This is a genomic window from Bacillus sp. UNC438CL73TsuS30 (assembly GCF_000482325.1).
Classification (GTDB): Bacteria; Bacillota; Bacilli; order Bacillales; family Cytobacillaceae; genus Neobacillus.
Window position 1 is genome coordinate 109,299 of sequence record NZ_AXVA01000014.1, and the last position, 26,655, is coordinate 135,953.

The following is a 26,655-nucleotide window of genomic DNA, read 5'->3' on the forward strand; positions in this document are numbered from 1 at the left end:
AAGTGGCTGAACTTGCAAAGAATACAGTCGAGATTAATTCGGCAGCCGTTGAAGAAGAAAAGCTTACACCTCCGTGGAAGGAAGCAGTACAAGCGTTTTACAAAAATAAATTAGCTGTTATTGGTTTAGCGATTGTTCTATTTTTCATTGTTTTAGCGATAGTAGCACCTTTAATCGCACCGTATAGCTATAAAGATCAGGTGCTGGCTGAAAGGCTACAGGCTCCATCCGGAAAACATTGGTTTGGAACGGATGATTTTGGACGCGATATTTTCTCACGGATTGTCTATGGAGCAAGAATCTCTTTATGGGTAGGATTTTTCTCTGTGTTAGGATCTGTAGTTATTGGGACACTTTTAGGAATTGTCGCTGGTTATTACGGCCGCTGGGTAGATACGATTATTTCTCGTAGTTTTGATATTATGCTGGCTTTCCCTAGTATTCTATTAGCGATTGCGGTTGTGGCAATTTTGGGACCTTCATTGCAAAATGCGTTAATTGCGATTGCAGTTATTAATATCCCAAACTTCGGCCGACTTGTACGTTCAAAGGTTCTTAGTGTTAAACAGGAAGAATATATTATGGCGGCACGGGCAGTAGGAATGAAGGATACGAGAATTCTGTTAAAGCATATTCTGCCAAACAGTATCTCGCCAGTAATTGTACAGGCAACACTTGCAATTGCAACAGCGATTATCGAAGCGGCAGCATTAGGTTTCCTTGGTCTGGGGGCTCAAGCACCAACGCCAGAATGGGGGAAAATGCTTTCGGATTCCAAGCAATATCTTGTACAGGCACCGTGGACATTGTTTTTCCCTGGTATCGCTATTATGCTGACAGTACTAGGATTCAACCTAATGGGTGATGGATTGAGGGATGTCCTGGATCCGAAGATGAAGCAATAAAAAAAGAGACTCGATGAGAGTCTCTTTTTTTAGTTGGCTAAATCTAAGATTTCCACTCAATAAGGGAGAAGCGGAAGGTATTTTACTAAAAGCGGTGGGTAAAAGAGGAGAACCGGAATGTAAATGCTCCAAAGTGGTAGGTAAAGAGATAAAACTGGTGGGTAAACGAAATGAGGTTTCAAAATCCCAATGTTATTTTACTAAAAATGGTAATTTTCTATCCGAAAAGGTATTTAAATAAGAAAGATACCTTAGTTCTCAATAGATTAAATGATAAGCGGAAGGTATTTTACCAAAAGCGGTGAGTAAAAGAGGAGAACCGGAATGTAAATGCTCCAAAGTGGTAGGTAAAGAGACAAAACTGGTGGGTAAACGAAATGAGGTTTCAAAATCCCAATGTTATTTTACTAAAAATGGTGATTTTCTATCCGAAAAGGTATTTAAATAAGAAAGATAACTTAGTTTTCAATAGATTAAATGATAAGCGGAAGGTATTTTACCAAAAGCGGTGGGTAAAAGGAGAGAACCGGAATGTAAATACTCTAAAGTGGAAGATAATGAGGAAAAACCGGTGGGTAAACAAAATGCGTTCAAATTCTAAACAGATGTTCACTAAAAATGGTAATTGTCTCCTTCAAAAGTAACTTTAAAAGAAAAGATGCTTCGGTCTTAAAAAAACTAAATTGGATACAAATAAAAATAATTGTATCCAATATTATAAAAAATATATTGAAAATTGCCTTTTTTGCTGATATATTGATTATATTGTATCCAATCTAGAGAGGAGTGGATAAAATTTTGGGTAAAACAAGTGAAGATAAGTCAACAATCGTAAAATTCGTAACGAAGAGACTCCGCAAAGCGATTTTGAATGGAACATTGAAAAAAGGCGACCGTTTAATCCAAGAAGAGTGGGCAGAACGACTAGAAGTTAGCCGAATGCCGATTCGTGAAGCGCTAACACAGCTTCAGATGGAAGGTTTAGTAGAAATGATTCCCCATAAGGGAGCCGTAGTTACTCCGATTACAAAAGACAACATTGAAGAAATCTACCATACACGTGCATTATTAGAAGGATTGGCTGTTGAAAAATCACTTCCTTTTTTAACAGAGGATGATAAAAAAAGATTAAAAGATATCCTTATTCAAATGGAAGAACTGGAAATATCAGATGCTACCAATGATCAATATATTCAGTTAAATGCTGCTTTTCACGAAACATTGCGGAAGGATTGTCCATGGCCGAGGGTTCAAAAAATGGTGGAAACCCTTGGAATCTCACCAATTGCACCGAATCTACTAGTTGATTATTACCATGAAACACAGCGGGAGCATCGGATGATTTATGAAGCTGTTCTACGGGGGGATGCTGCAGAACTCCGTGCAGCCGTGGAATTTCATATTTTACGAACAAAGAATAATTTAATTCAGTATATGGAAGAGCTGAATAACTAAAAAGGGGGATTTGCAATGTTTGATTTTGCGATTATTGGAGGGGGAATTGTTGGTCTATCCACAGGTATGGCCATTTATCAACGTTTTCCCGATGCAAAAGTGGTTGTAATTGAAAAGGAGTCCGCTGTTGCACAACATCAAACCGGTCATAATAGCGGGGTAATCCATTCTGGTATTTATTATAAGCCAGGCAGCTTTAAGGCTCGCTTTGCGCGACAAGGAAGCCAATCGATGAGGGAATTCTGTGAAACGCATGGGATTGAACACGATATTTGTGGAAAAGTCATTGTCGCAACCAAACAGGAAGAAATTCATCTTCTAGAGAATCTACATAAACGGGGACTAGAAAACGGTTTGAATATACAGCGCATTGGATCCGATGAATTAAAAGAAATTGAACCCCATGTAAATGGAGTTGGTGCTATACGAGTACCAATGGCAGGGATCGTAAATTATCGCCAAGTCAGTGAGAAATTTGCTGAGATCATTAAAGCAAACGGCGGTGAGATTCAATTAAATACAAAAGTAGAAAAAATCCACGAGGAATCAGATCAAGTGACGATTGAAACCTCACGAGGCACAATCAAAGCAAATATGGTTATCAATTGTGCCGGACTGCACAGTGACCGTGTCGCTGAAGCTGCAGGCTATAAAACAGACATGAAAATTGTCCCGTTCCGTGGTGAATACTTTAAATTAAAACCGGAAAAACGCTATCTTGTAAAACACCTTATTTATCCTGTTCCCAATCCTAAATTCCCATTCTTGGGCGTTCATTTTACCAGGATGATTTCCGGTGAAGTCGATGCAGGTCCTAATGCCGTATTAAGCTTTAAACGGGAAGGGTATAAAAAAACAGATTTTAATGCGAAAGACCTTGCTGAAGTTTTAAGTTACGGAGGGTTTTGGAAACTTGCCGGCAAATTTATGAAAGAAGGATTAGAAGAATATGTCCGTTCCTTCAGTAAAAAGCAATTTACCAAAAGTCTTCAAGAATTAATACCGGAAATTCAGGAAGATGATCTGATTCCTGCACCGGCGGGTGTTCGTGCCCAGGCCTTGAAGTATGATGGGAATATGGTAGACGACTTCAATATTATTATGGGAAAACGCTCGATCCACGTGTGTAATGCCCCATCACCGGCAGCAACTGCATCAATAGAGATTGGGAAAGAGATCGTAAAACGGATTCCTGCAGAAACAAAAATAATAAAATCCGCTATAATCGTTTAAATATTAAAAAGAGTTTGACAAGTGAGTTTATAAGTTTTATAATATAAGTAACTTATATTTATAGTATGCTCTCCTTTTGAAAACTACCAATTCAAAATCGGGAACAATTATAAATAATCGAAAATGGGAAAAATAATAACAGACTGCCTATTCGCTACGATTCTATTTCCGTAGAACGATCAAGTGAATCCAAGCCAGTTGCAAAAAAGTAAATTCCTTATTGTTTAGGAATCCTTTTGCAACTGGCTTTTTTATATTTCCTGTTTTTTAAAATACTAAATTCATTAAAAATCGGAGGAATGAAACATGAGTATTGCAGAAAAAACATTCGCGAAATTTGAAAGAGTAACGGAAAACTATGAAGTAAAGGTTCATCCACAGACGAACCGTTTATACCACATTCAGCTGTCAAAAGATAGCATTGTTAAATTTCTTAATCGTGTAGCCCAGGAAAATTATTCTGTTCAGCACTTGGAATACACACCATATGCTCGTATTCTTGTAGCTTCCTATTTATTAGACCAGGTAGGAGAAGAGTTTGGTGAAATCCTTCGCGGCATTGTTCATGACAGGGAATCAGGTGGCTTTACCCTTGGTTTAGAAGGTGTCACCGAAAATACAGACGAATATGTTATTTTTGCAACAGCCATCTCTCATTTATTAGGAAGTCCTAACCATGATTCTATGTCAGGAAAATATTATGCACGGTTTAGCGTAAAGGATACAGATAGCAGTGATTCGTATTTGCGCCAAGCGTATCGTTTATTTACCCTCCATACGGATGGTACGTTTGTGGATGAACCTACCGATTGGTTATTGATGATGAAGATGGTGGAAGAAAATGCAGTTGGCGGGGAATCACGATTATTACATCTTGATGACTGGAAGGAGCTCGACTATTATACTAGCCATCCGTTAGCAAACTACAAATTTACCTATAAAGCACCAAGAAGTAAAAATGTCGACCAAGAGATTGAGCGCCTAACTTTTTTCAATTATAATAACAAACCTGGTATGTGTTTTATCGATCAATTTGTGTACCCTGAAACAATTGAACAAGCAAAATATCTTCGTGACTTGTCTGCCTCAATGGAAAATGACGAGAGTGTAACGGAGTTGGAACTTCCAGTTGGAGATCTTGTTGTTGTTAATAATATTTTCTGGCTTCATGGCCGTGCAGCGTTTGAAAAGAATCCAAACTTAAATCGGGAATTACTTCGTCAGCGCGGACGATTTAATCAATAAAAATCATTATTTAGTACCCAACCCCTTTGGGTAAATATACAGACAAATTCATTTTACTGGACCTTTGTTCAGGAATTGAATTTGTCTTTTTTATTTAAAGAATCATTTGTGGAAAAATAGAACACGATAAATATATTGTATTTTTAAAATATTTTCATTGAGTAAAAATACATATAGTTGTATATTTATAATATTATTGCAAAAGGAGCAATCAGATGGATATTTATCATGCAGTTACCAGTGATGTAAAAGATATTTATAAATTAATTCAAATTTATGCTGAAAAAGAAATTGTATTGCCGCGTACGTACTTATCACTTTATCAGCACTTACAATGTTTATATGTTATGAAAGAAAATAATAAAATACTAGGTGTTGCGGGATTACATGTATTAGGCCAAGATCTTGCAGAGATACGCTCTTTGGTTGTATCTCCGGAGCATGCCGGGAAGGGGATTGGCCGTAAACTAGTAAATCGCCTCGTAGAGGATGGACCTGAACTTGGAATTAGCCGTGTAATGTCCTTTACCTACGAAACAGAGTTTTTCAAAAAATGTGGCTTTGAGATTGTGGCAAAGGAGACTTTGCCTGAAAAGGTTTGGGTCGATTGTATGAACTGCCCCAAGTTTAATTGCTGTGATGAAGTAGCGATGATCAAATATATCGGATAAACGCAACACCTCATTCTGAACGAATGAGGTGTTTTTCATAACAAGGTTTATTGGAAATTATCTAAGTCTTCTTTGTGTTTTTTTAGTTTACGAATAACCGATGGCTGGCTGATACCAAGATATTTAGCTATTTCATAAGTGGATTTGCATTGCTTTTGAGCTTTTTCCAGCATCCATTTTTCCACTAGATCTAATACAGTTTTAAGATTCGTTTCTTCTGTTATCAGATTTTCAATCAGGGAGACATCCTCCTCGTGTGTGGATCCCTCACCCAGAATGGAAGTGGGGAGTGAATGCAGACGAATAATGGGTTCTTCGGTAGTTAAAACAAGTCTTTCAAGTAAGTTCTCTAATTCTCGAACATTCCCGGGCCATTTATAATTAAGTAATTTTTCAAATAAGGAAGGGTGTAATTTTTTCGCCGTTTTATATTTCTTGTTCATTAACTCGATATAATGGTTAATTAATAGAGAAATATCTTCCTTTCGATTGCGTAGGGGAGGTATGGAAAGAGGAATTACATTTAATCTATAATATAAATCAAGACGGAATTCCCCTTTTTGCACCATTTCTTCTAAATTTTTATTTGTAGCTGTTACTAACCTAAAATCAACATGCCGCTCTTTCGTTCCGCCCACTCGGTTAAACTTCTTTTCTTGTAAAACCTTTAATAATTTTGCTTGGATGGACAAGGGCAGTTCGCCGATTTCATCTAAAAATAGCGTACCTTCATGGGCTTGTTCAATCAATCCCGGTTTCCCATTTTTTTGTGCGCCTGTAAATGAACCGGATTCATAACCGAACATTTCCGATTCAAATAAACTTGCTGGGATGGTTGAGCAATTTACTTCGATAAAAGGTTTCTTATGCCGGTTGCTATAAGTATGCATTTTTCGGGCTAGCATGCTCTTTCCAACTCCAGACTCTCCTAACATCAAAACTGTAGCATCGGTAGGGGCTACCCGCTGGATGGTTTTCGCGATTTGCTGCATTTCCTTACTTCGATAGAGGATATCCTCTCTGCCCTTTAGTTCCTCCATCTCGATTTGATACTCTTTTAACTTTCTTTCTAATTGTTCGTATTGAGCTTGAAGGCTGCTAATTTCTGTTCGGTCAAGGGCGTAACTAATAACGCGGATGATCTCCCCTTTATCATTGCAAATGGGATAAGCTGTCGACATAATAACTTTTCCTTTTTTTGTGTTTTGCATAATTTGAATGGGTTTTTGTTCAGTGAGTACTTTTGCTGTAATCGAGGGCGTTAAGATCCCTAGCTCCTGAAGTTCAAAAATAGATTTCCCAATGTATTCTTTTGGTCCGTCTTCATAAACCGTCCAATGCTCACTATTGGTATACAAAATAACCCCTTTTTCATCCGTGATGGTGATATTATTATTGGAAGTTTTTACAATAGTCTCTAATATAATTTCTGCTATCGACATGAGTTCTCCTTTTGTATCTCGTAATCTACTTTAAATATAATTCAAAATTGAATCAATAATCAATAAGTGAATCAGAAAAATCTAATTTTAATTCAAAAACGAATTGATTTTTTAAAAAAGTTCGACTTTTTTGTCTAAATTAAGGGAAATTACTGTTGGCACGTTAATTGCATTAAATATAGATGTATATCGATAAAAATTGGGGGGATGTTTGGTGGGGTTTCAAAATCATGAACTGAAACATGATCTGAAGACAAGGCATGTAACCATGATTTCGATTGGCGGTGTAATAGGTGCAGGCCTATTTATAGGAAGCGGAACGATGATTATGTCGGCAGGACCGGGTGCATTGATTTCTTATATCATTGCAGGATTAATGATTGTTCTGGTCATGCGGATGCTAGGAGAAATGGCAGTTGTTAACCCTGATAGTGGTTCCTTTGCTACTTACGCGCAGCAGGCCTTTGGGCCGTGGGCCGGGTATACGATTGGCTGGTTATATTGGTTCAATTGGGTAATTATTGTAGCGATTGAAGCAACCTTATTGGGAACGTTTGTTCACAATTGGATTCCTTCTATACCTGCATGGGTGGCAAGTTTAGTCTTTCCTATTTTAATGACAGCTACGAATGTCTTCTCGGTTAAAACCTACGGGGAGTTTGAATACTGGTTAGCTTTTATTAAGGTTTCTGCCATTATTATTTTTCTAGGTGTAGGTACAGTAATCATTTTTGGTTTGTTTCCAGGAGTTAAAGCGACAGGGATTACCAGCTTGATGTCAGGTGCCGGCTTCTTCCCGCATGGATGGATGCCTGTACTCCTAAGTGTCATCTTTATTACCTTCTCGCTATCAGGGAGTGAGGTAGCAGCGATTGCGGCGGGAGAGTCCGAAAATCCGGAAAAGAATATCATTAAGGCGATCAATGCTGTAGTTTGGCGGCTTCTGCTTTTCTTTGTCGGTTCCGTAGCTATTTTAGTTATGATTATTCCACAAAATGCCAAAGATTTGTTGCAATCACCTTATGCCAGTGTTTTCGATATGGCTGGCCTTCCCGCTGCTGCTCAAGTCATGAACGGAATTATTTTTATTTCGCTTCTTTCTGTTTTAAATTCCGGGCTCTATACAAGTTCGCGTATGCTGTACTCTCTTTCGAAAAAGGGAACGGCTCCAAAATTCCTGTCACGAGTCAGCAAAAGGGGGATTCCGCTTTGGGCTTTGGCTGTAAGCGTTATCTTTACCTATGTATTCGCCACGTTTAAGTTTGTCTCACCAAATGGATTGTTTGTCTTTTTGGCTAATGCTTCCGGTGGTGTAACCATCGTGATGTATATTTTTATTGCTTTCTCCCATATACGCCTTCGAGTAAGAGCGGAAAAGGAAGATCCTAAGAAACTTAAAGTGAAAATGTGGTTATTTCCTCACTTAACCTATGCTACGATTGTCGTCCTATTTATTATTTTTGTTGCCCAAGCATTTATCGATTCAATGCGTGAACAATTCTATCTTACTTCACTTCTTACGATCCTCGTGATCGGTTCTTACTTTCTTTTTTACCGAAAAAAGGAGAAGGCCAAGAACCAGCCGGATCTTGGATTTAATTCTGAAAAAATAGTAAATGATTAATTTTATTTTTAAAACGAAAGGGAGATTATCATGAGTTTTGCAAAAATCGAAACAAATATACCAGGGGAAAAATCAAAAAGTTTAGTAGAGAGACGTGAAAATATCGTACCAAAGGGCGTGAGCTATGGGGTTCCGGCTTTTGCTGAATCAGCCGATGGGGCGCTGATCCAAGATGTGGATGGGAATACCTTTATTGATTTTGTCGGAGCAATCGGAGTACAAAACGTAGGACATGGTCATCCGAAAGTGAAACAAGCACTACATGAACAAGTGGATCAGTTTATCCATACAGGCTTTAATGTGATGATGTTCGAATCCTATATTGAGCTTGCTGAAAAACTTGCTAGTCTCGCACCAGGGCGACATGAGAAGAAAGTACTTTTACAAAATAGTGGGGCAGAAGCAGTCGAAAATGCCGTGAAAATTGCACGAAAGTATACTAAAAGACAAGGGATTATTTCTTTTTCAAGGGGATATCACGGCCGGACCTTAATGACGATGACCATGACAAGTAAGGTGAAGCCATACAAATTTGAATTTGGACCGTTTGCTCCTGAGGTTTATAGAGCGCCGTTTCCGTATATGTACAGACGCCCTGATGGGTTAACAGAAGAGCAGTATGAAGATTTTGTGCTTGAGGAATTTCGTAATTTCTTTGTAAGCGATGTGGCACCGGAATCAATTGCAGCCGTTGTGATGGAGCCGGTCCAAGGTGAAGGTGGATTTATTGTTCCTGGAAAACGCTTCGTACAGGGAGTCGCCCAATTATGTAAGGAAAATGGAATTCTCTTTATCGCAGATGAGATTCAAACTGGTTTTGCCCGCACCGGCAGATACTTTGCAATTGAGCATTTTGATGTGGTTCCAGACCTGCTTACGGTATCAAAATCCATGGGAGCGGGCGTACCAATTAGCGGCGTGATTGGACGTAAAGAAATCATGGACGCGGCAGACCCTGGGGAGCTTGGCGGAACCTATAGCGGCAGCCCATTGGGATGTAAAGCGGCCTTAGCTGTCTTAGATATTATCGAAGAAGAAGGGCTAAATCAGCGCGGGGAAGAAATCGGAAAAATCGTCATGGATAAGTTTAAAGTATTCTATGACAAATTTGAATGCATTGGCGATATAAGAGGCCTTGGAGCCATGTGTGCAATTGAAATTGTAAAAGATCGGGAAACAAAGGAGCCGGCAAAAGATTTGACCAATCAAATCATTAAAGAAGCGAACAAAAGAGGCTTGTTAATCCTTAGCGCAGGTATTTACAGCAATGTCATTCGTCTGCTTATGCCGCTGGTCATTACCGATGAGCAATTGGCGGAAGGTTTAACCATTTTAGAAAATTCCATTGAGGCAGCGCTCGTTTCTTCTGGAAGCGTTAGTTTAGTATAAACGTAGAAATTTTATGAGAAATAATAGAAAAGGAGAATTCGTATGAGCACATATTTAATGCAGATCAACGGGGAAAGTGTTGAAAGTGAAAGTAAGGAAATGATTAAGGTAATTAACCCTGCGAATAATCAGGTGATCGCAGAAGTTCCAAAAGGGGGAATGGTTGAAGCGAAAAAGGCGGTAGATGCAGCATTTGCCGCTTTTAAGGAATGGTCTGTTAAAACGGCTGAGGAACGCAGTCAATTATTAATGAAATGGTTTCAATTGATAGATGAAAATAAAGAAGAACTCGCACGGATTATGACAGAAGAGCAAGGGAAGCCGTTGAAAGAAGCGTTGGGTGAGATTATTAATGCGAACAGCTATGTTTCCTGGTATGCAGAAGAAGGAAAACGGATTTATGGCGAAACGATTCCATCCTCCCATCCGAATAAACGAATTCTTATTCAGAAACAACCGGTAGGTGTAGTTGCAGCGATTACACCATGGAATTTCCCTGCCTCGATGATTACTAGAAAGGTAGCACCTGCACTGGCAGCCGGTTGTACGGCTGTTATTAAGCCGGCCACTCAAACTCCTTTAACAGCCTTAAAGATGGTTGAGTTTGGACATTTGGCTGGAATTCCAAAAGGCGTGTTAAATGTCGTGACTGGAGATTCCAGGGCAATTGGTGATGCTTGGCTGCAAGATGAGCGTGTTCGTAAACTAACATTTACCGGTTCGACAGAGGTTGGTAAGATGCTAATGAAGGGTGCGGCAGATACCGTTAAGAAAATTTCTTTAGAATTAGGCGGTCATGCGCCGTTTATCGTGATGGATGATGCAAATATTGATAAGGCGGTTGAAGGGGTTGTGGGCTCGAAGTTCAGGAATGCCGGTCAAACTTGTATTTGTACGAATCGTATCTATGTTCATGAATCAATTGAAGCCGAATTTAATGAAAAATTCCGTGAAGCCGTTGCAAAATTAAGGATTGGAGATGGATTAGATCAAGGAACAGACATTGGTCCAATGATTGATTCACATGCTATTGATAAAGTAAAGGAACAAATTGATGATGCTCTTAGCAAGGGCGGGAAACTGCTTCAAGGCGGCAGCAGAGCTAATATTGCAGATGGTTACTTTTTTGAGCCGACAATTATCACAAATGCTGGGGATGAAATGCTTTGTATGAAAGAGGAAACGTTTGGACCGCTGGCACCGGTGGCAACGTTTAAAACAGAAGAGGAAGTACTTGAGAGAGCGAATAATTCAATATACGGATTGGCTGCCTATGTTTATACGGAAAGCCTAAGCAGAGCGATTCGGATTAGTGAAAAGCTTGAGTATGGAATCGTCGGGCTAAATGATGCACTTCCGACGGTTGCACAGGCACCGTTCGGAGGATTTAAAGAAAGTGGTTTAGGACGCGAAGGCGGGCATTACGGGATTGATGAATATCTCGAAGTGAAATATGTTTCGATTGCATTTTAAAATATCAATGTAAGGAACCTCATATATAAAGGGGTTCCTTTTTTTATGGAAATAAAAAGGGGAGAATTAAATATTGACTAAAATTGAAATACTCAATATAATCAGAAAAAGTAACATTTCATGTGAGGAGATATAACATGGACGTCATTGATGAATTATATCGCACTTTAGAATTTCAATTTGATCCCAAAGAATTAGTTCATATCTTGCAAGAAATAAAGATATATAAGGAAAAAGAAATAGTTCAAATTAAAAACAAAATTATAAAGTACGAAGAAAAAAGAAGAACACATGAGGCTTGGTATCAATCATTACCAGCTATAAAAAAGTTTTTCACAGGACGCCCCCCCAGCCATCATCAAGCAGTTGAGTACCTTGTTAATGTGAAACAGCGATTAATGAACATAGAAGATATTAAGAGAAAAATTAATGATTTAGAGAGAATTATAGTGATGGTGCAAGACGAGGAGAAACAAGCTATTGTTCTTTCTCATAGTGTTATAGAAGAACTTAAAAGCTATAAAGGAATAGGGGGCCAATCGTAATGACAATCCCTGCCATTCAATCAGGTCTTGATACGATCTGGGTTGTTCTGACTGCAGCTATGATTTTATTAATGGAAGGCGGATTTGCTCTGCTTGAAGCAGGCTTTGTTCGCTCTAAAAACAGTGTGAATATTATTATGAAGGTATTTGCCGATATTACGATTGGGACACTTTGTTATTACTTAGTCGGCTTTGCGCTTATGTATGGTTCAGACCTTTTGGGTGTAATTGGTACGGATGGATTTATGTTAAAAGGGGATTTTACCCATTTAAAATTATCTATTTCGACGGATACCTTTTGGCTTTTCCAAGGTGCTTTTGTTATCGCAGTTATTTCCATTGTTTCCGGGGCTCTAGCAGAAAGGGTGAATTTCCGCGCTTATCTTTTATACGTTATATTGATGACTTCACTAATCTATCCAATTGCCGGACATTGGGTCTGGGGTGGAGGATGGTTAGGGAAACTAGGAATGGAAGACTTTGCAGGTTCTGCTGTTATACATGCTTTAGGAGGGTTCTCAGCATTAGCGGCAGCTATTCTTATCGGACCAAGAAAAGGTAAATTTACGTCAAAAAACTCCGCTTCCATTGCTTTGCCTAGTAATCTGCCGCTTGCTTCAGTAGGGGCCTTTTTATTATGGTTCGGCTGGTTTGGATTTAATGCTGGAAGTACACTGACAGCTACGGATGTGAGAATAGGTCACATCGCAATTGTAACCATGTTATCAGCTGCTGCAGGCGGAGCAACCGCATTAATCTATACTTTATTCCGATACGGCCGATCGGATGCCCCATCTGTCATTAATGCCTCCCTCGCAGGCCTTGTGGGGATAACAGCTGGTTGTGCCTTTGTAAGCGACCAGTCATCCATCATAATTGGCGCGATTTCTGGTTTATTAATGATGGGTGCGACGAATTGGTTGGAAGCAAAACAGATTGATGACCCGGTTGGCGCTTTTCCAGTTCATGCTGTTTCTGGTGTATGGGGAACGATTGCTGTCGGTCTTTTCGCAACAAAAGGGGGCCTTTTAGAAGGAGGGGGCTGGCATTTATTATGGATTCAGTTGTTAGGATTAATCATTTTATGCGGATGGGGATTCCTGCTTACATGGGCAGGTTTAAAGCTCATCAATAAATGGGTCCCAATTCGAGCCTCAAATGATGAAGAAGATCTTGGTCTGGATATAAGTTACCATGGTATCATGGCAACCCATACATCTCCTGAGTTCCTTCAAGTGGGTGAGTATTTAAATAGGAATGAAGATTAAAGATAAAAATGAAAAAAACGTTAAAGCTCTAAGCGTTAACGTTTTTTTTATTCGCCCCTCAAAAAAATGGAAAGTTTATTGTGTGTACAAAACGAGAATAAATGGATAATATATAGGGATATTTAAATTGATAAATCCAATAGGAAAGGTTGGATTAAATTGTCAAAATCTATCCGCTCTATACCACGACCGCTTGTCAGGACAAATCAATCGGTCATTGTTATATGTTCTGTTTTAACATTATTTTCGGGCCAAGAATGGTTTTTACTGATACCATTTATATCTGGTCTCCTTGGGCTGTTTTTTGGGTTTAATCCCATTATGCAGATTGCAAAGAGATTTTTGCGTAAAGAGCCAAAGGCTTACATTCCTGAAGATTGGGATCAGCAGCAATTTAACCAAAAAATTGCCGTTATATGTTTAGGATTAAGTTTCATCGGCTTTATTACAGGATGGAATACAGTTGGTTATGTATTTACTATTCTTGTTGCAATAGCAGCTTTCGTTGCAATATTAGGATTTTGTATTGGATGCTTCATCCATTATCAATGGAAAATGTACTCTTATAGAAGAAACAAAAACCACTCTAATTAGAAAAGAGAAAGCAGAATCCTGCAAACTGTGGGCGTTCTGCTTTTTTATTTGTATAAAAAATGTATAATCTAACAAGGAAAAATGAAAGCGTTTTCAGTATATTTTTATTAAAATTTCAATTAAAACTGATAATTTAGTACTTTTAATATTGAATAATTATTAATCTGTAAGTATAATAATTCATTAAGAAGACGAATTCGGGAGATGAAAAGATTGAAGGTTGCGATTATCGGTGGAACGGGATACGGGGCAATTGAATTAATCAGATTAATTAATAAACATCCATATTTAGAAATTGGTACCGTTGTATCTAACTCGCAAGCCGGTACCCAATTTAGTGAAGCATATCCGCACTTGTTGAATATAGTAGATTTATCGCTCGAAACATTTGACCCAAGTGAATTAAGCAAAAATAATGAAATGGTTTTTCTTGCAACTCCTTCAGGTGTAAGTAAGGACATGGTTCCGCAGCTTTTAAAAGCCGGAATCAAATGCGTAGACTTATCCGGTGACTTCCGACTAAGGTCTACTGTTGAATACGAATCGTGGTATAAACATTCACCCGCAGATGAAAATTATTTAAATCAGGCTGTCTATGGACTTAGTGAAATTTACACAGAAAATATAAAGAATGCTAATCTGCTTTCCAATCCGGGGTGCTACCCAACGGCAGCTACACTTGGGCTTTTACCAATTTTGAAAACAAGTTTAGCAGATTATAAGTCTATTATCATTGATGCAAAATCGGGGGTATCTGGAGCAGGAAGAGGGCTTTCATTAACCTCCCACTACGGAGAAATAAATGAAAACATAAGGGCCTATAAACTTGGAGCCCATCAACATATACCGGAAATTGAGCAAACTCTTAGTGATGAAGCGCAAACACCGATCACAATCTCCTTTACAACTCACTTAGTGCCCATGACAAGAGGAATCATGTGTACGACTTATATAAACTTAAAGGATAATATTTCAACTGAAGAAGTGCTTGAATTATATGATGAATTTTATAAAAATAAGCCGTTTGTAAGGGTAAGACCAATAGGTAACCTTCCTTCAACTAAAGAGGTCCTTGGCAGTAATTATTGTGACATCGGGTTGCATGTTGATCCACGGACCGCCCGTCTAACCATTATTTCGGTGATTGATAACCTAGTAAAAGGGGCTGCAGGGCAAGCAATTCAAAATGCAAACATTATGAACGGTTGGGATGAACAGACTGGGCTTAGCGATATTCCAATGTATCCATAGAACATTATTTTTGGGAAGCACAGGAGGGAAAACTTGATGCAAGCAATTTCTAATCATAAAGTGGTTGTCTTAAAAGAAAAAGGCGTTACCTTACCAAAGGGATTTAACGCAGGCGGGATGAATTGCGGGATTAAAAAGGGAAAACTGGACTTAGGCTATATCGTTTCGGAAGTTCCCTCTACAGCGGCCGGGGTATATACAACAAACATCTTTCAGGCAGCGCCGTTAGTCGTTACACAAGAAAGCATTGCGAAAGAACATAAAATTCAGGCTGTGCTTGTGAATTCTGGTAATGCCAATGCTTGCACAGGGGGACAGGGACTAAAAGATGCCTCCACAATGCAAAAGGCTTTTGCCAATGAATTGGGAATACCTGAACACCTTGTTGCTGTAACTGCAACGGGCGTAATCGGAGAATTGCTTCCAATGGAAAAAATCAATCCGGGAATCGGCCAAATTTTACAGGCAGAAAATGAGGCTGAAGAAAACTTTATACAAGCGATTTTAACAACAGATACGGCTGTGAAGCATATTGCGGTCCAAACTCAAATAGACGGGAAAACAGTCAGTATTGGCGGAGCTGCAAAGGGCTCGGGAATGATACATCCAAACATGGCAACCATGCTTGGTTTTATTACTACTGATGCAAATATAGCCCATGAGGATCTTCTTTTTGCCCTTAAAGAGGTGACAAATCAAACCTTTAATATGATTACCGTTGATGGGGATACAAGTACAAATGATATGGTGCTGGTTATGGCCAACGGACTTGCAGAAAACAATCTACTAACTAAAGATCATCCTGATTGGGATGGATTTGTAACGGGTTTAAAAATCGTTTCCGAGGAGCTGGCTAAAAAGATTGCCCGTGATGGTGAAGGAGCAACAAAATTAATCGAGGTAACCGTTGAAGGAGCACAAAATCAGAAGGATGCAAGCATAGTCGGGAAATCGATTATTTCTTCCAGTCTGGTTAAAACGGCTATCTTTGGAACGGACGCAAACTGGGGCAGAATTGTTACGGCGATTGGTTATAGTGGTGTGCAAGTTCAGCCTAATGCCATCAAGGTAGCGATTGGGCCTTACCAAGTGTTTGAAAATGGCTTGCCTTGTCCATTCGATGAAGCGGAAGTTAAAAACTATTTAGAGCAGGAAACCATCAAAATTTTTGTTGAATTAAATCAAGGAAATCACAGTGCTACAGCCTGGGGATGCGATTTAACCTATGATTATGTCAAAATCAATGGATCCTATCGCACATAGAGGAGGGGCACAAAAGTGAAATACCTAGTTATCAAGTGTGGCGGCAGTGTGTTAGAAAATCTGCCGAGATCATTTTATGAGGATATCGTAAAAATCCACGAATCGGGCGAGTGGACTCCTATTATTGTCCACGGTGGAGGCCCTTTAATTACAGGATTACTTAAAAACTTAAATGTTGAAACCACCTTTGTGAACGGCCTGCGCGTAACGAGCCTTCAGGTTCTGGATATCGTGGAAATGGTACTAAGCGGGTCAGTTAATAAACAAGTGGTTAGAAATATTATTGAAGCGAGCGGTAATGCTTATGGTGTCAGCGGGGTAGATGGCTCTCTATTAAAGGCGAAACCGGTGGGAAATTCCGAAGTAATTGGTTTTGTCGGCGAAGTTGTCGAAGTGAACAAAAGTGTAGTGGAAGGCATCATTGATCAGGGATATATTCCCGTCATATCACCAATTGGAATTGATGAAAATGGGCAGCGTTACAACATAAATGGGGATATTGCTGCAAGCGCCGTTGCGAAAGTGTTAGAAGCAAATCTTTGCTTTATCAGTGATATTCCAGGAATTTTAATTGAAGCAAATGGTGAAAAAAAGAAGCTTGATCAAGTATCGAAGGCGGCAGTTGAGGAATTGATTCAAAATAAAACCATCTATGGAGGAATGATTCCAAAGGTTACGGCCGCAATTGACGGACTTGTTCACAATATACCAGAGGTTGCCATTATCAACGGCTTTGAGAAAAATAGTCTAATAGACTATGTAAACGGTAAAAAGATTGGTACGAAAATCGTTCTAGAAGAGGAGATTGTGTAATGGCAAATAACACTTCCGTTTCCCTTGAATCGCCACTAATGGCTACATACAATCGTTTCCCAGTTACATTAGTAAAAGGAAAAGGAAGCTATGTGTGGGACGACAAAGGAACTCAATTTTTAGATTTCACTTCTGGTATTGCTACATGTAATTTAGGTCATGTACCGGATTCAGTTAAAGAAAAACTTGAGGAACAAGTCCAAAATTTATGGCATTGCTCCAATCTCTATAATATACCGAATCAACAGGAACTTGCTGCCCTTTTAACAGAAAACAGCTGTGGCGATCAAGTTTTCTTTTGCAACAGCGGCGCGGAAGCAAATGAGGCAGCCATTAAATTGGCACGTCGATATGCACAAAAGGTAAAAGGGACGGACTCTTATGAAATTGTCACTTTCGAGCAATCCTTTCACGGCAGAACCTTGGCGACCCTCTCAGCTACGGGCCAAGAGAAAATTCAACAGGGATTCTTGCCTTTGGTTCAAGGCTTTCGCTATTTACCTTTTAATGATAACGAAGCAATTGAACAGCTGGCGGAAATCAGACCTGCTGCCGTTTTACTTGAACTTGTTCAAGGTGAAGGAGGAGTCATTCCAGCAAACAAGGAATGGGTAAAGAAACTCGCATTAATTTGCGCGGCGAATGATATTTTATTGATGGTTGACGAAATCCAAACGGGCATCGGACGGACCGGTACATTGTTTGCTTATGAGCAATACTCCATTGAACCGGACGTAATAAGTGTTGCCAAAGGTCTTGGCTCCGGTTTTCCAATCGGGGCAATCATCGCAAAAGAAAAGGCGGCAAAAGCATTTGAACCGGGCAGCCACGGGAGCACGTTCGGAGGAAATCCATTAGCGACGGCTGCAGGAGTTGCCACTATCACATACATCGTAAAAAGTGATGTATTATCAAAGGCTGGAGAAATCTCATCGTATTTAGATGAAAAGCTTCAAAGTTTAACAGAAAAGTATTCTTTTATTAAAGACGTTCGTGGTAAAGGCTTATTGAAAGGAGTCGTCATTGATGTGAATGCGGCTGAAATTGTTCAAAAAGCAATCGGCGAGCAGCTGCTTATTCTTACAGCCGGACCTAATGTGATAAGAGTATTGCCTCCATTAACTGCTACAATCGAAGAGGTAAATGAATTTATTACGAAGTTGGAGAAGGCGTTCCAAAGTATACAGAAAGGCGAGTGAGCATAATGGAGCAAGGATATCTTACTCTGGAAACTGGAGAAGTTTTTGAAGGAATATTAATTGGTGCAAATAAGGACTCTCTTGGAGAAGTCGTTTTTAATACAAGTATGACCGGTTATCAAGAAATCATCACCGATCCATCCTATGCAGGACAGATCATTACCTTTTGCTATCCGATCATCGGGAATTATGGAATCAACGCGAAGGATGATGAAAGTGTCCATCCGGCCCTTTCCGGGGTAATCATTGGGGATTTGTGTGAAACACCCAGTCACTATCAGTCTATCAGTAAATTCTCAGAAAAGCTGATGGAGGCAGGTGTTCCCGGGATTGCTGGGGTAGATACAAGACTCTTAGTCAAAACCATCCGCAGCCGTGGAACGGTAAAAGGTTTTTTAAGTACTAAAAAGGTGGAAGGCATTGCTTCAACAGCGAATTCTTCCCTCTGGGTGGAAAAAGTATCAACGAAAAAAATTCAATATTTTAAAAACAATGGACCACATGTAGTGTTAATGGACTTTGGATTTAAAAAGTCGATTTTAACAGCATTGTTAGCGGAGAATTGCTCGGTGACCATCGTCCCTTACAACACTCCTTTTGAAAAAATAAAAGCCTTAAATCCAGATGGAGTTCTTTTTAGTAATGGACCTGGAGATCCAATGGAATTGAAAAAGTGGTTCCCGGAAATCAAGAAAATTTGCCAGCACTTCCCGACATTAGGGATTTGTCTTGGTCACCAGCTAATTGCTCTTGCCTTCGGTGCAAAAACAGAAAAACTTGCATACGGACATCGCGGAGGCAATCATCCAGTGAAAGAATTAATGACTGGAAAGGTGAAAATCACTGCACAAAACCACGGCTATGTAGTGGTTGACAAAAGTATCGACACAGATGTATTTGCTGTAACCTATCGCAACGTCAATGACAAGTCTATCGAAGGGCTAAAACACCATCAGTACCCTATTCAAACGGTTCAATTTCATCCGGAGGCACATCCGGGACCAAGCGATACAGCACATATCCTTACAGAGTTTGTAAAAGAAATTACTTCCTTGGGAGAGACACGTTATGCCGTTAAATAAAAATCTAAAGAAAGTTCTCGTCATTGGCTCTGGCCCAATTGTGATCGGTCAGGCCGCAGAATTTGATTATGCGGGAACACAAGCATGTATAGCCCTTAAAGAAGAGGGAATCGAAGTTGTTTTAATCAATAATAATCCGGCTACAATCATGACGGATGAAACCGTGGCTGACAAGGTTTATATTGAACCGCTCAATGTTATTGCCATTGAAAAAATTATTAGGAAAGAAAAGCCGGATGGTATTATCGGAACGCTTGGCGGGCAAACAGGTTTAAACCTGACTGTTGAACTATATGAACAGGGCATTTTACAAAAATATGGTGTGGCGCTGTTAGGGACTCCTGTCGAATCGATTAAAAACGGTGAGGATCGTGAAAAATTCCGTAATTTAATGATTGAAATCGGGGAGCCAATTCCTGAATCAGCCATTATTCATAGCTTTGATGAAGGAGTACAATTTGTCAAAGAAATCGGCTATCCGGTTATTATTCGCCCTGCCTATACCCTTGGAGGGGATGGCGGTGGTTTTGCCCATAATGATGAAGAACTAGAAATCGTTCTTAAAAAAGGGCTAGCAGCTAGTCCAATCCATCAAGTGTTGGTAGAGAGAAGCATCAAAGGCTGGAAAGAAATTGAGTACGAGGTTATGCGTGATGCAAATGATACCTGTATCATTGTCTGCAATATGGAAAATATGGACCCTGTTGGCGTTCATACGGGTGATTCAATTGTAGTCGCTCCATCGCAAACCCTGACAGATGTACAATACCAGATGCTCCGTGATTCTTCGGTCAAAGTAATTCGAGAACTCGGGATTATCGGCGGCTGTAATATTCAGTTCGCTCTTCATCCTGAATCCAATCAATATTATATTATCGAAGTAAATCCGAGGGTCAGCCGTTCATCTGCATTAGCCTCGAAAGCAACCGGTTACCCGATTGCCCGGATGGCAGCAAAATGCTCAATTGGCTACCATTTAGATGAGATTATCAATCCGATAACAGGAAATACTTTTGCTTCCTTCGAACCAGCAATTGATTATATCGTTGTCAAACTGCCGCGTTTTCCGTTTGATAAATTTCCTGAGGCAGATCGTACATTAGGTACGCAAATGAAGGCAACTGGGGAAGTAATGGCGATTGACCGCACGTTTGAAGGGGCTTTAAATAAAGCAATTCGCTCGATGGAAATGAATATTTTCGGGCTTTGCACAAAGACTTATCAACACCTAGGAGAGGCTGCCCTGTTTGGAAAACTGAAGACAGCCAATGATCAGCGCCTATTTGTCATTGCAGAAGCGTTTATAAGGGATATTTCTTTTAATAAAATTCAGGAACTTACCCAGATTGATCCGTGGTTTTTATATAAAATTTGCTTGATTGTTGATTTAGAAAAGGAATTAGCTTCCTATACCTGGGATGAAGTTCCGGCCTCACTGTTAAAGGATGCGAAACGGAAAAATATTTCTGACAAACTGCTTTCGCAAATTTATGATATTCCGGAAAAACAGATCAGACTTAAATGGAAGGTTCTTAACTGGAAACCAGGCTATAAGATGGTTGATACCTGTTCGGCGGAATTCGATGCCGTTACACCATACTATTATTCTACTTGGATGGGCTATGACGAGGTTGAGGTATCTAATAATAGAAAGATTCTTGTTATTGGGTCCGGTCCGATTCGAATTGGCCAGGGAATTGAGTTTGATTACTGTTCGGTTCATGCTGCAAAAGCAATAAAGAAAATGGGCTATGAAGCGGTTGTGATTAATAATAATCCTGAGACTGTCAGTACAGATTATTCCGTTGCGGATCGTCTTTACTTTGAACCGTTGGCTGCAGAGGATGTTCTCCATGTCATTGAAAAGGAGAATATCGAAGGAGTTCTCATCCAATTCGGCGGGCAAACAGCGATTAACTTGGCACATACTTTACAAGAAGAAGGAATAAAGATTCTTGGAACGCCAGTTGAAAATGTTGATCGCTTGGAGGATCGTAAAGAATTTTATCAGCTTCTTGAAGACCTGAAAATACCTCATATCGAAGGTAAAACGGTCTCCCATGCAGATGAGCTGGTGGAAGCCGCAGAAAAATTAGGCTATCCTGTTTTGGTTCGTCCATCTTATGTCATCGGCGGGCAATCGATGTTTACGATTTTTTCAGAAGAGGAACTTCAAAGTTATATCGAACAATTACAGGAAAATTCGCAGGAGAGTATGTGGCCATTATTGGTTGACCGATATTTGCCAGGATTAGAATGTGAGATTGATGTCATCAGCGATGGCGTAAATATTGTCGTTCCGGGAATATTTGAACATATTGAAAAAGCCGGGGTTCACTCTGGGGATAGTATCTCGATTTTCCCACCGATTACGATGTCTCATTCGGTGAAGGAAACGCTCATTGACTATGCAAACCGAATCGCAATGTCTGCTGAAATTATTGGGATGATGAATATCCAATTTGTCATCTATGAAAATCAAGTTTTTGTGCTTGAAGTAAACCCGCGTTCATCAAGAACGGTGCCGATTATCAGCAAAGTAACAGGAGTATCGATGATTGAATGGGCGGTCAAGGTCCAGCTTGGTGTTTCTCTTACTGAAATCAGTGCCATATCGGGGCTGTTGCCGGAACCAAATTATTATTCAGTCAAAGCACCGGTGTTTTCTTCTACTAAATTAAAAGGTGTTGACCATGTTCTTGGACCGGAAATGAAATCGACGGGTGAGATTCTAGGTCTAGGTGCCAGTTTCAAAGAGGCATTGGCAAAGGCTGTCCCTTTCAAATCGCAAGATGAGGAAAAATATATTTTCTGTTCAATTTCAGACCGGGAAAAGTCCGCCAGCCTGCCAATCATACAGGGAATGGTGAACAATCAATATAAAATTGCTGCAACGGAAGGAACAGCATTATTTCTCGAAAAAAATGGTGTTGCCGTTGCAAATATCATAAAAGATGAAAAAGATGTAAATGAACTTTTCCGCCATCAAAAAGTAAGTGCGGTTATTAATATTCCAAATCAGGGACGGAACAAACTGAAATTTGGTTTTTATATCCGTGAACAAGCAACCCGCTACAATGTAATAGTATTTACACATTTAGATACGGTAGAAGCGATGATGGGGCTTGATGATCAATTACGATCAGATTTTGAAGTTCTTACTGTAAGCGAATATTATAAAATTGGGATAGAGGTGTAATCGATGATTGAGACAATGCAAAAAAATGATTCAAAACAGTTTAACTTTAAAGGGAAAAACTTTTTGCAACTCTCGGATTTTACTACAGATGAAATTCTGTATTTACTAGATGTCGCCGTGGAACTAAAAGCTATGCAAAAACAAGGAAAGCCACATCCATACTTAAGCGGACAGGTATTAGGAATGATTTTTGACAAGTCCTCTACACGTACAAGAGTTTCCTTTGAAGTAGGGATGATGCAGCTAGGTGGACAGGCAATTTTCTTGAGCTCGAAGGATAGTCAGTTGGGAAGGGGGGAAAGCATTTCAGACACTGCGAAAGTGCTTTCCCGTTATGTGGATGCATTAATGATTCGTACCTTTACCCATGAATCGATTGAGGAATTTGCCCATCATGCTGAAATTCCAGTCATCAATGGCTTAACGGACTTACAGCATCCAACCCAGGTGATGGCAGATCTTCTTACGATCCTTGAACACAAAGGCAAGTTAGCCGGTTTAAAGATGTGCTATATTGGTGATGGGTATAATAATATGGCCCATTCCTTGCTTGAAGGGGCGCTTAAGGTAGGAATCGATATCAGTATTGCTAGCCCTGAAGGATATATGCCAAATCAAACGATTGTTGAGAATGCGGAGCAAATTGCCAAGGAAACAGGCGCACAAATCACGATTACTCATAATCCGGTTGAAGCCATTCAAGATGCTGATGTTGTTGTAACAGATGTCTGGACCAGTATGGGGCAGGAAGCAGAAACAGAAAAACGTCTAAAGGCATTCGAAGGCTTTCAGGTAAACGACGATCTTTGTAAACATGCCAAAAGCGACTTTATCTTTTTACACTGTCTGCCGGCACACCGCGGGGAGGAAGTTACAGCTGATCTTATTGACGGTCCTCATTCAGTTGTTTTTGATGAAGCAGAAAACCGCTTACATGCACAAAAAGCGATTTTAAAAGAATTCTTGCAAAAATAGTCTTTATTTTTTTGAATATTGATGTATAATAATACTATCAAATGAATTTAAATACAAAGATAGTGCGAGGAGATTAGTCATGGCAAAGGAAAAAATCGTATTAGCCTATTCAGGCGGTTTAGATACATCAGTATCAGTTAAATGGATTCAAGAAAAATATGGGTATGATGTTATTGCTTTAGGTCTTGATGTAGGGGAAGGAAAAGATCTTGAGGCAATCAAAAACAAAGCGTTAAATGTCGGCGCTATTAAAGCGATTATGATTGATGCCAAAGAATTGCTGGCAAAAGAATATATTTTACCAGCTTTAAAGGCTAATTGTTTATATGAAGGAAAATATCCACTTTCTTCTGCGATTTCTAGACCACTTATTTCTAAATTATTGGTCGAAGTTGCTGAGCAAGAAGGGGCAGCGGCGGTTGCACACGGTTGTACCGGTAAAGGGAATGACCAGGTCCGTTTCGAAGTTTCGATTCAAGCATTAAATCCTAGCTTAAAGGTTGTAGCTCCAGTACGTGAATGGGGTATGACCCGTGATGAAGAAATTGATTATGCCCAGAAAAATGGTATTCCAATTCCAGTAGATTTAGATAATCCTTTCTCGATTGATGCAAACATTTGGGGACGTGCTTGTGAAGCGGGAGTTTTAGAAGATCCTTGGGCGGAAGCTCCGGAAGCAGCTTACGACTGGACCAATCCAATTGAATTAACGCCAGATGAAGCGGAATATATTGAAATTGATTTCGAACAAGGTGTTCCTGTAGCTCTAAACGGTGAAAAACTTCCATTGGTTCAATTGATTGAGGCTTTGAATCTACTTGGGGGCAAGCATGGTATTGGTCGTATCGATCATATTGAAAATAGATTAGTAGGAATTAAATCAAGAGAAGTCTATGAAAATCCAGCAGCATTAATTTTAATTAATGCACATAAAGAATTAGAATTCTTAACCTTGCCTCGTGAAGTAACCCAATTTAAAACCCAGGTTGACCAGCACATGGCAAAAATTGTTTATGAAGGTCTTTGGTATTCACCACTTAAAGGTGCTCTTGATGCATTTATTGATGAAACGCAAAAAGTAGTTTCTGGTACTATCCGCGTTAAGCTTCATAAAGGTAATCATATGGTTGTCGGCCGTAAGTCTGTGCACAGCCTTTACAATGAAGAATTGGCAACTTATGCAAAAGGCGACGCATTTGATCATAATGCAGCGGTTGGTTTTATCAAACTTTGGGGTCTTCCAACAAAGGTATACTCTGAGGTTAACCAAAAGGATACAGTAGTAAAATAACTTTTAAGCCTGCTGAAATACGTTATTTCAAATAATCATTTGAAGCCCTCGAAATATTTCGGGGGCAAACTTGTTCATATTTAAGGGGGAGCAGCAATGTCTAAGCTTTGGGGCGGCCGTTTTACAAAGGAAACAAATAAGCTCGTTGAGGAATTCACAGCTTCTATTCCATTTGATCAAAAATTAGCATTAGAGGATATTGCAGGGAGTATGGCGCATGTGCAAATGCTCGGGGAGTGCGGCATTATTCCAGCAGAAGATGCAGATACGATTAAACAGGGACTTCTATCTATTAAACAAATGGTCGAAAATGGGGAAGTTCAGTTTTTAGTAGAGGACGAAGATATTCATATGAATATCGAGAAACTATTAATTGAAAAAATCGGACCTGTTGGCGGAAAGCTGCATACAGGTCGGAGCAGGAATGACCAAGTAGCCACAGATATGCATCTTTATTTACGGACGAAAACAACGGAATTGATTACTTTGGTTGAAAATGTTCAACAGGCCTTAGTTGAGCAGGCGAAAGTCCATGTTGAAACATTAATTCCTGGATATACACATCTACAGCGTGCTCAGCCTGTATCGTTTGCTCATCATTTAATGGCTTATTTCTGGATGTTTGAGCGCGATAAAGAAAGATTGATTGATAGTTTAAAAAGAATTAATTGGCTGCCTCTTGGCTCAGGAGCTTTGGCTGGAACAACCTTCCCGATTAACCGCGAAAAAGTGGCAGATCTATTAGGGTTTGAAACCATCTATCCAAACAGTATGGATGCTGTCAGCGACCGCGATTTTATCCTGGAGTTTTTATCAATCGGTTCGATTATTATGACACATATCTCGCGTTTTTCTGAGGAGCTTGTAATTTGGTCAAGCCAGGAGTTTCAATTTGTTGAACTCGATGATTCATTCTGTACAGGCTCAAGCATCATGCCGCAAAAGAAAAACCCCGATGTTCCGGAATTACTTAGAGGGAAGACAGGGCGTACGTATGGCAATTTAATTGGGCTGCTAACTGTTCTAAAAGGCTTGCCGCTCGCTTACAATAAGGATCTTCAGGAAGATAAAGAAGGTATGTTTGATACGGTTGAAACCCTTGAAGGTTCACTAAAATTATTGGCCCCAATGATTGAAACGATGACGGTCAATAAGGATGTAATGCGCAAGGCCATTAATAATGATTTTTCCAACGCGACCGATATTGCCGATTATTTAGTGCGTAAAGGTTTGCCGTTCCGTGAGGCGCATGAGGTGATTGGGAAAACTGTATTATATGCCATTCAACAAGGAAAGTTTTTGCTTGATTTAACGATTGAGGAGTATCTAGAATTCAGCCCGTTATTTGAAGAGGATATTTATACTGTCTTAGCACCGGAGAATGTTGTGGCGGTTCGTAACAGCTTTGGCGGTACCGCACCAGAGCAAGTGTTAGGACAAATTAAGCTCGCTGAAGGAAAACTGCAGAAATAAACAATTTGGAAACAGAATAGTGATAGCAAGCCGGCAGCCAGGGGCTGCCGGTTTTTGTTATGTATTTTTTACTGAAATGTAGAAAAGGATTTATTCAAACGTTACAGGTTAATTAGTAATATAGATCAGCGATGGCATATGCTAATCGCTGTTTTTTCTTGGGGGGGGATTTTTTTGAAATGGAGCATAAAGCAGGTGTTTCATATTGTGGAAGAAGGCTGGGGGCGCTGATAAGAGCGCCATTTCCATGTCTTTACGGGAATCG

General features: G+C 39.7%; 21 protein-coding genes. 20 read left to right on the forward strand and 1 reads right to left on the reverse strand.

Going from position 1 to position 26,655, the window contains the following annotated elements; all coding sequences use genetic code 11:
* Positions 1 to 2: 2 nt before the first annotated feature.
* The 5 genes from nikC (at position 3) to M028_RS0108180 (ending at position 5,509) form a co-directional block, all read left to right on the forward strand.
* Entirely contained in the window at positions 3 to 905 is a 903-nt protein-coding gene (gene nikC / locus M028_RS0108150; protein WP_026573473.1) for a nickel transporter permease, read from the forward strand.
* Between the two features lie 798 nt (positions 906 to 1,703).
* Positions 1,704 to 2,360 (forward strand): GntR family transcriptional regulator, encoded by a 657-nt coding sequence (locus M028_RS0108165; protein ID WP_051590970.1) that lies wholly within the window; start codon positions 1,704 to 1,706, stop codon positions 2,358 to 2,360.
* 15 nt (positions 2,361 to 2,375) lie between these two features.
* The gene (lhgO, locus tag M028_RS0108170) at positions 2,376 to 3,593 is read left to right on the forward strand and encodes an L-2-hydroxyglutarate oxidase (protein ID WP_026573477.1); all 1,218 of its coding nucleotides are present in this window, start codon (positions 2,376 to 2,378) and stop codon (positions 3,591 to 3,593) included.
* Positions 3,594 to 3,899: 306 nt separating this feature from the next.
* Positions 3,900 to 4,838 carry a glutarate dioxygenase GlaH gene (glaH, locus tag M028_RS0108175; RefSeq protein WP_026573478.1) on the forward strand — a complete coding sequence of 313 codons (939 nt, stop codon included), beginning with the start codon at positions 3,900 to 3,902 and terminating at the stop codon, positions 4,836 to 4,838.
* Between the two features lie 215 nt (positions 4,839 to 5,053).
* Positions 5,054 to 5,509, forward strand: coding sequence for an N-acetyltransferase (locus M028_RS0108180; protein ID WP_026573479.1), 456 nt, complete (start codon positions 5,054 to 5,056; stop codon positions 5,507 to 5,509).
* Between the two features lie 47 nt (positions 5,510 to 5,556).
* Here the strand turns inward: M028_RS0108180 and M028_RS0108185 are convergent, their stop codons facing one another.
* Positions 5,557 to 6,951: a sigma-54 interaction domain-containing protein gene (locus M028_RS0108185; protein ID WP_026573480.1), complete on the reverse strand. Its 1,395-nt coding sequence runs from the start codon at positions 6,949 to 6,951 to the stop codon at positions 5,557 to 5,559.
* A gap of 214 nt (positions 6,952 to 7,165) precedes the next feature.
* On the opposite strand from M028_RS0108185, the gene M028_RS29650 reads away from it, so the two are divergent.
* From M028_RS29650 to argH, 15 genes are all read left to right on the forward strand, one after another.
* Complete coding sequence (locus M028_RS29650) at positions 7,166 to 8,575, forward strand: amino acid permease (protein ID WP_269320922.1); 1,410 nt, start codon at positions 7,166 to 7,168, stop codon at positions 8,573 to 8,575.
* Between the two features lie 30 nt (positions 8,576 to 8,605).
* On the forward strand, positions 8,606 to 9,964 hold the full coding sequence (gabT, locus tag M028_RS0108195; protein ID WP_026573481.1) for a 4-aminobutyrate--2-oxoglutarate transaminase: 1,359 nt from the start codon (positions 8,606 to 8,608) through the stop codon (positions 9,962 to 9,964).
* A gap of 57 nt (positions 9,965 to 10,021) precedes the next feature.
* Positions 10,022 to 11,437 (forward strand): NAD-dependent succinate-semialdehyde dehydrogenase, encoded by a 1,416-nt coding sequence (locus tag M028_RS0108200; RefSeq protein WP_026573482.1) that lies wholly within the window; start codon positions 10,022 to 10,024, stop codon positions 11,435 to 11,437.
* 137 nt (positions 11,438 to 11,574) lie between these two features.
* Positions 11,575 to 11,982 carry a hypothetical protein gene (locus tag M028_RS0108205; protein ID WP_026573483.1) on the forward strand — a complete coding sequence of 136 codons (408 nt, stop codon included), beginning with the start codon at positions 11,575 to 11,577 and terminating at the stop codon, positions 11,980 to 11,982.
* On the forward strand, positions 11,982 to 13,250 hold the full coding sequence (locus M028_RS0108210; protein WP_026573484.1) for an ammonium transporter: 1,269 nt from the start codon (positions 11,982 to 11,984) through the stop codon (positions 13,248 to 13,250). The genes M028_RS0108205 and M028_RS0108210 overlap by 1 nt, the downstream gene beginning before the upstream one ends.
* Positions 13,251 to 13,409: 159 nt before the next feature.
* Positions 13,410 to 13,844: a DUF4395 domain-containing protein gene (locus M028_RS0108215; protein ID WP_026573485.1), complete on the forward strand. Its 435-nt coding sequence runs from the start codon at positions 13,410 to 13,412 to the stop codon at positions 13,842 to 13,844.
* 213 nt (positions 13,845 to 14,057) lie between these two features.
* Positions 14,058 to 15,095: an N-acetyl-gamma-glutamyl-phosphate reductase gene (gene argC, locus M028_RS0108220; protein WP_026573486.1), complete on the forward strand. Its 1,038-nt coding sequence runs from the start codon at positions 14,058 to 14,060 to the stop codon at positions 15,093 to 15,095.
* 36 nt (positions 15,096 to 15,131) lie between these two features.
* Complete coding sequence (gene argJ, locus M028_RS0108225; protein WP_026573487.1) at positions 15,132 to 16,358, forward strand: bifunctional ornithine acetyltransferase/N-acetylglutamate synthase; 1,227 nt, start codon at positions 15,132 to 15,134, stop codon at positions 16,356 to 16,358.
* A gap of 15 nt (positions 16,359 to 16,373) precedes the next feature.
* Complete coding sequence (gene argB, locus M028_RS0108230; protein WP_026573488.1) at positions 16,374 to 17,171, forward strand: acetylglutamate kinase; 798 nt, start codon at positions 16,374 to 16,376, stop codon at positions 17,169 to 17,171.
* The gene (locus M028_RS0108235) at positions 17,171 to 18,370 is read left to right on the forward strand and encodes an acetylornithine transaminase (RefSeq protein ID WP_026573489.1); all 1,200 of its coding nucleotides are present in this window, start codon (positions 17,171 to 17,173) and stop codon (positions 18,368 to 18,370) included. The genes argB and M028_RS0108235 overlap by 1 nt, the downstream gene beginning before the upstream one ends.
* A 5-nt stretch (positions 18,371 to 18,375) precedes the next feature.
* Positions 18,376 to 19,452, forward strand: coding sequence for a carbamoyl phosphate synthase small subunit (locus M028_RS0108240; RefSeq protein WP_026573490.1), 1,077 nt, complete (start codon positions 18,376 to 18,378; stop codon positions 19,450 to 19,452).
* A complete protein-coding gene (gene carB, locus M028_RS0108245) occupies positions 19,439 to 22,651 on the forward strand; it encodes a carbamoyl-phosphate synthase (glutamine-hydrolyzing) large subunit (protein ID WP_026573491.1) in 3,213 nt (1,070 codons plus the stop codon). The genes M028_RS0108240 and carB overlap by 14 nt, the downstream gene beginning before the upstream one ends.
* Before the next feature lie 3 nt (positions 22,652 to 22,654).
* On the forward strand, positions 22,655 to 23,626 hold the full coding sequence (gene argF, locus M028_RS0108250) for an ornithine carbamoyltransferase (RefSeq protein ID WP_035423947.1): 972 nt from the start codon (positions 22,655 to 22,657) through the stop codon (positions 23,624 to 23,626).
* A gap of 79 nt (positions 23,627 to 23,705) precedes the next feature.
* Positions 23,706 to 24,917, forward strand: a complete 1,212-nt coding sequence (locus M028_RS0108255) for an argininosuccinate synthase (RefSeq protein ID WP_026573493.1) — start codon at positions 23,706 to 23,708, stop codon at positions 24,915 to 24,917.
* A gap of 96 nt (positions 24,918 to 25,013) precedes the next feature.
* On the forward strand, positions 25,014 to 26,390 hold the full coding sequence (gene argH / locus M028_RS0108260) for an argininosuccinate lyase (protein ID WP_026573494.1): 1,377 nt from the start codon (positions 25,014 to 25,016) through the stop codon (positions 26,388 to 26,390).
* The last annotated feature ends 265 nt before the right edge of the window (positions 26,391 to 26,655 follow it).

Coding starts and splice junctions, on each gene's coding strand:
- lhgO (WP_026573477.1), top strand. CDS start 2,376: ATGTTTGATTTTGCGATTATTGGAGGGGGAATTGTTGGTCTATCCACA.
- glaH (WP_026573478.1), top strand. CDS start 3,900: ATGAGTATTGCAGAAAAAACATTCGCGAAATTTGAAAGAGTAACGGAA.
- M028_RS0108180 (WP_026573479.1), top strand. CDS start 5,054: ATGGATATTTATCATGCAGTTACCAGTGATGTAAAAGATATTTATAAA.
- M028_RS0108185 (WP_026573480.1), bottom strand. CDS start 6,951: ATGTCGATAGCAGAAATTATATTAGAGACTATTGTAAAAACTTCCAAT.
- gabT (WP_026573481.1), top strand. CDS start 8,606: ATGAGTTTTGCAAAAATCGAAACAAATATACCAGGGGAAAAATCAAAA.
- M028_RS0108200 (WP_026573482.1), top strand. CDS start 10,022: ATGCAGATCAACGGGGAAAGTGTTGAAAGTGAAAGTAAGGAAATGATT.
- M028_RS0108205 (WP_026573483.1), top strand. CDS start 11,575: ATGGACGTCATTGATGAATTATATCGCACTTTAGAATTTCAATTTGAT.
- M028_RS0108210 (WP_026573484.1), top strand. CDS start 11,982: ATGACAATCCCTGCCATTCAATCAGGTCTTGATACGATCTGGGTTGTT.
- argJ (WP_026573487.1), top strand. CDS start 15,132: ATGCAAGCAATTTCTAATCATAAAGTGGTTGTCTTAAAAGAAAAAGGC.
- M028_RS0108235 (WP_026573489.1), top strand. CDS start 17,171: ATGGCAAATAACACTTCCGTTTCCCTTGAATCGCCACTAATGGCTACA.
- M028_RS0108240 (WP_026573490.1), top strand. CDS start 18,376: ATGGAGCAAGGATATCTTACTCTGGAAACTGGAGAAGTTTTTGAAGGA.
- carB (WP_026573491.1), top strand. CDS start 19,439: ATGCCGTTAAATAAAAATCTAAAGAAAGTTCTCGTCATTGGCTCTGGC.
- argF (WP_035423947.1), top strand. CDS start 22,655: ATGATTGAGACAATGCAAAAAAATGATTCAAAACAGTTTAACTTTAAA.
- M028_RS0108255 (WP_026573493.1), top strand. CDS start 23,706: ATGGCAAAGGAAAAAATCGTATTAGCCTATTCAGGCGGTTTAGATACA.
- argH (WP_026573494.1), top strand. CDS start 25,014: ATGTCTAAGCTTTGGGGCGGCCGTTTTACAAAGGAAACAAATAAGCTC.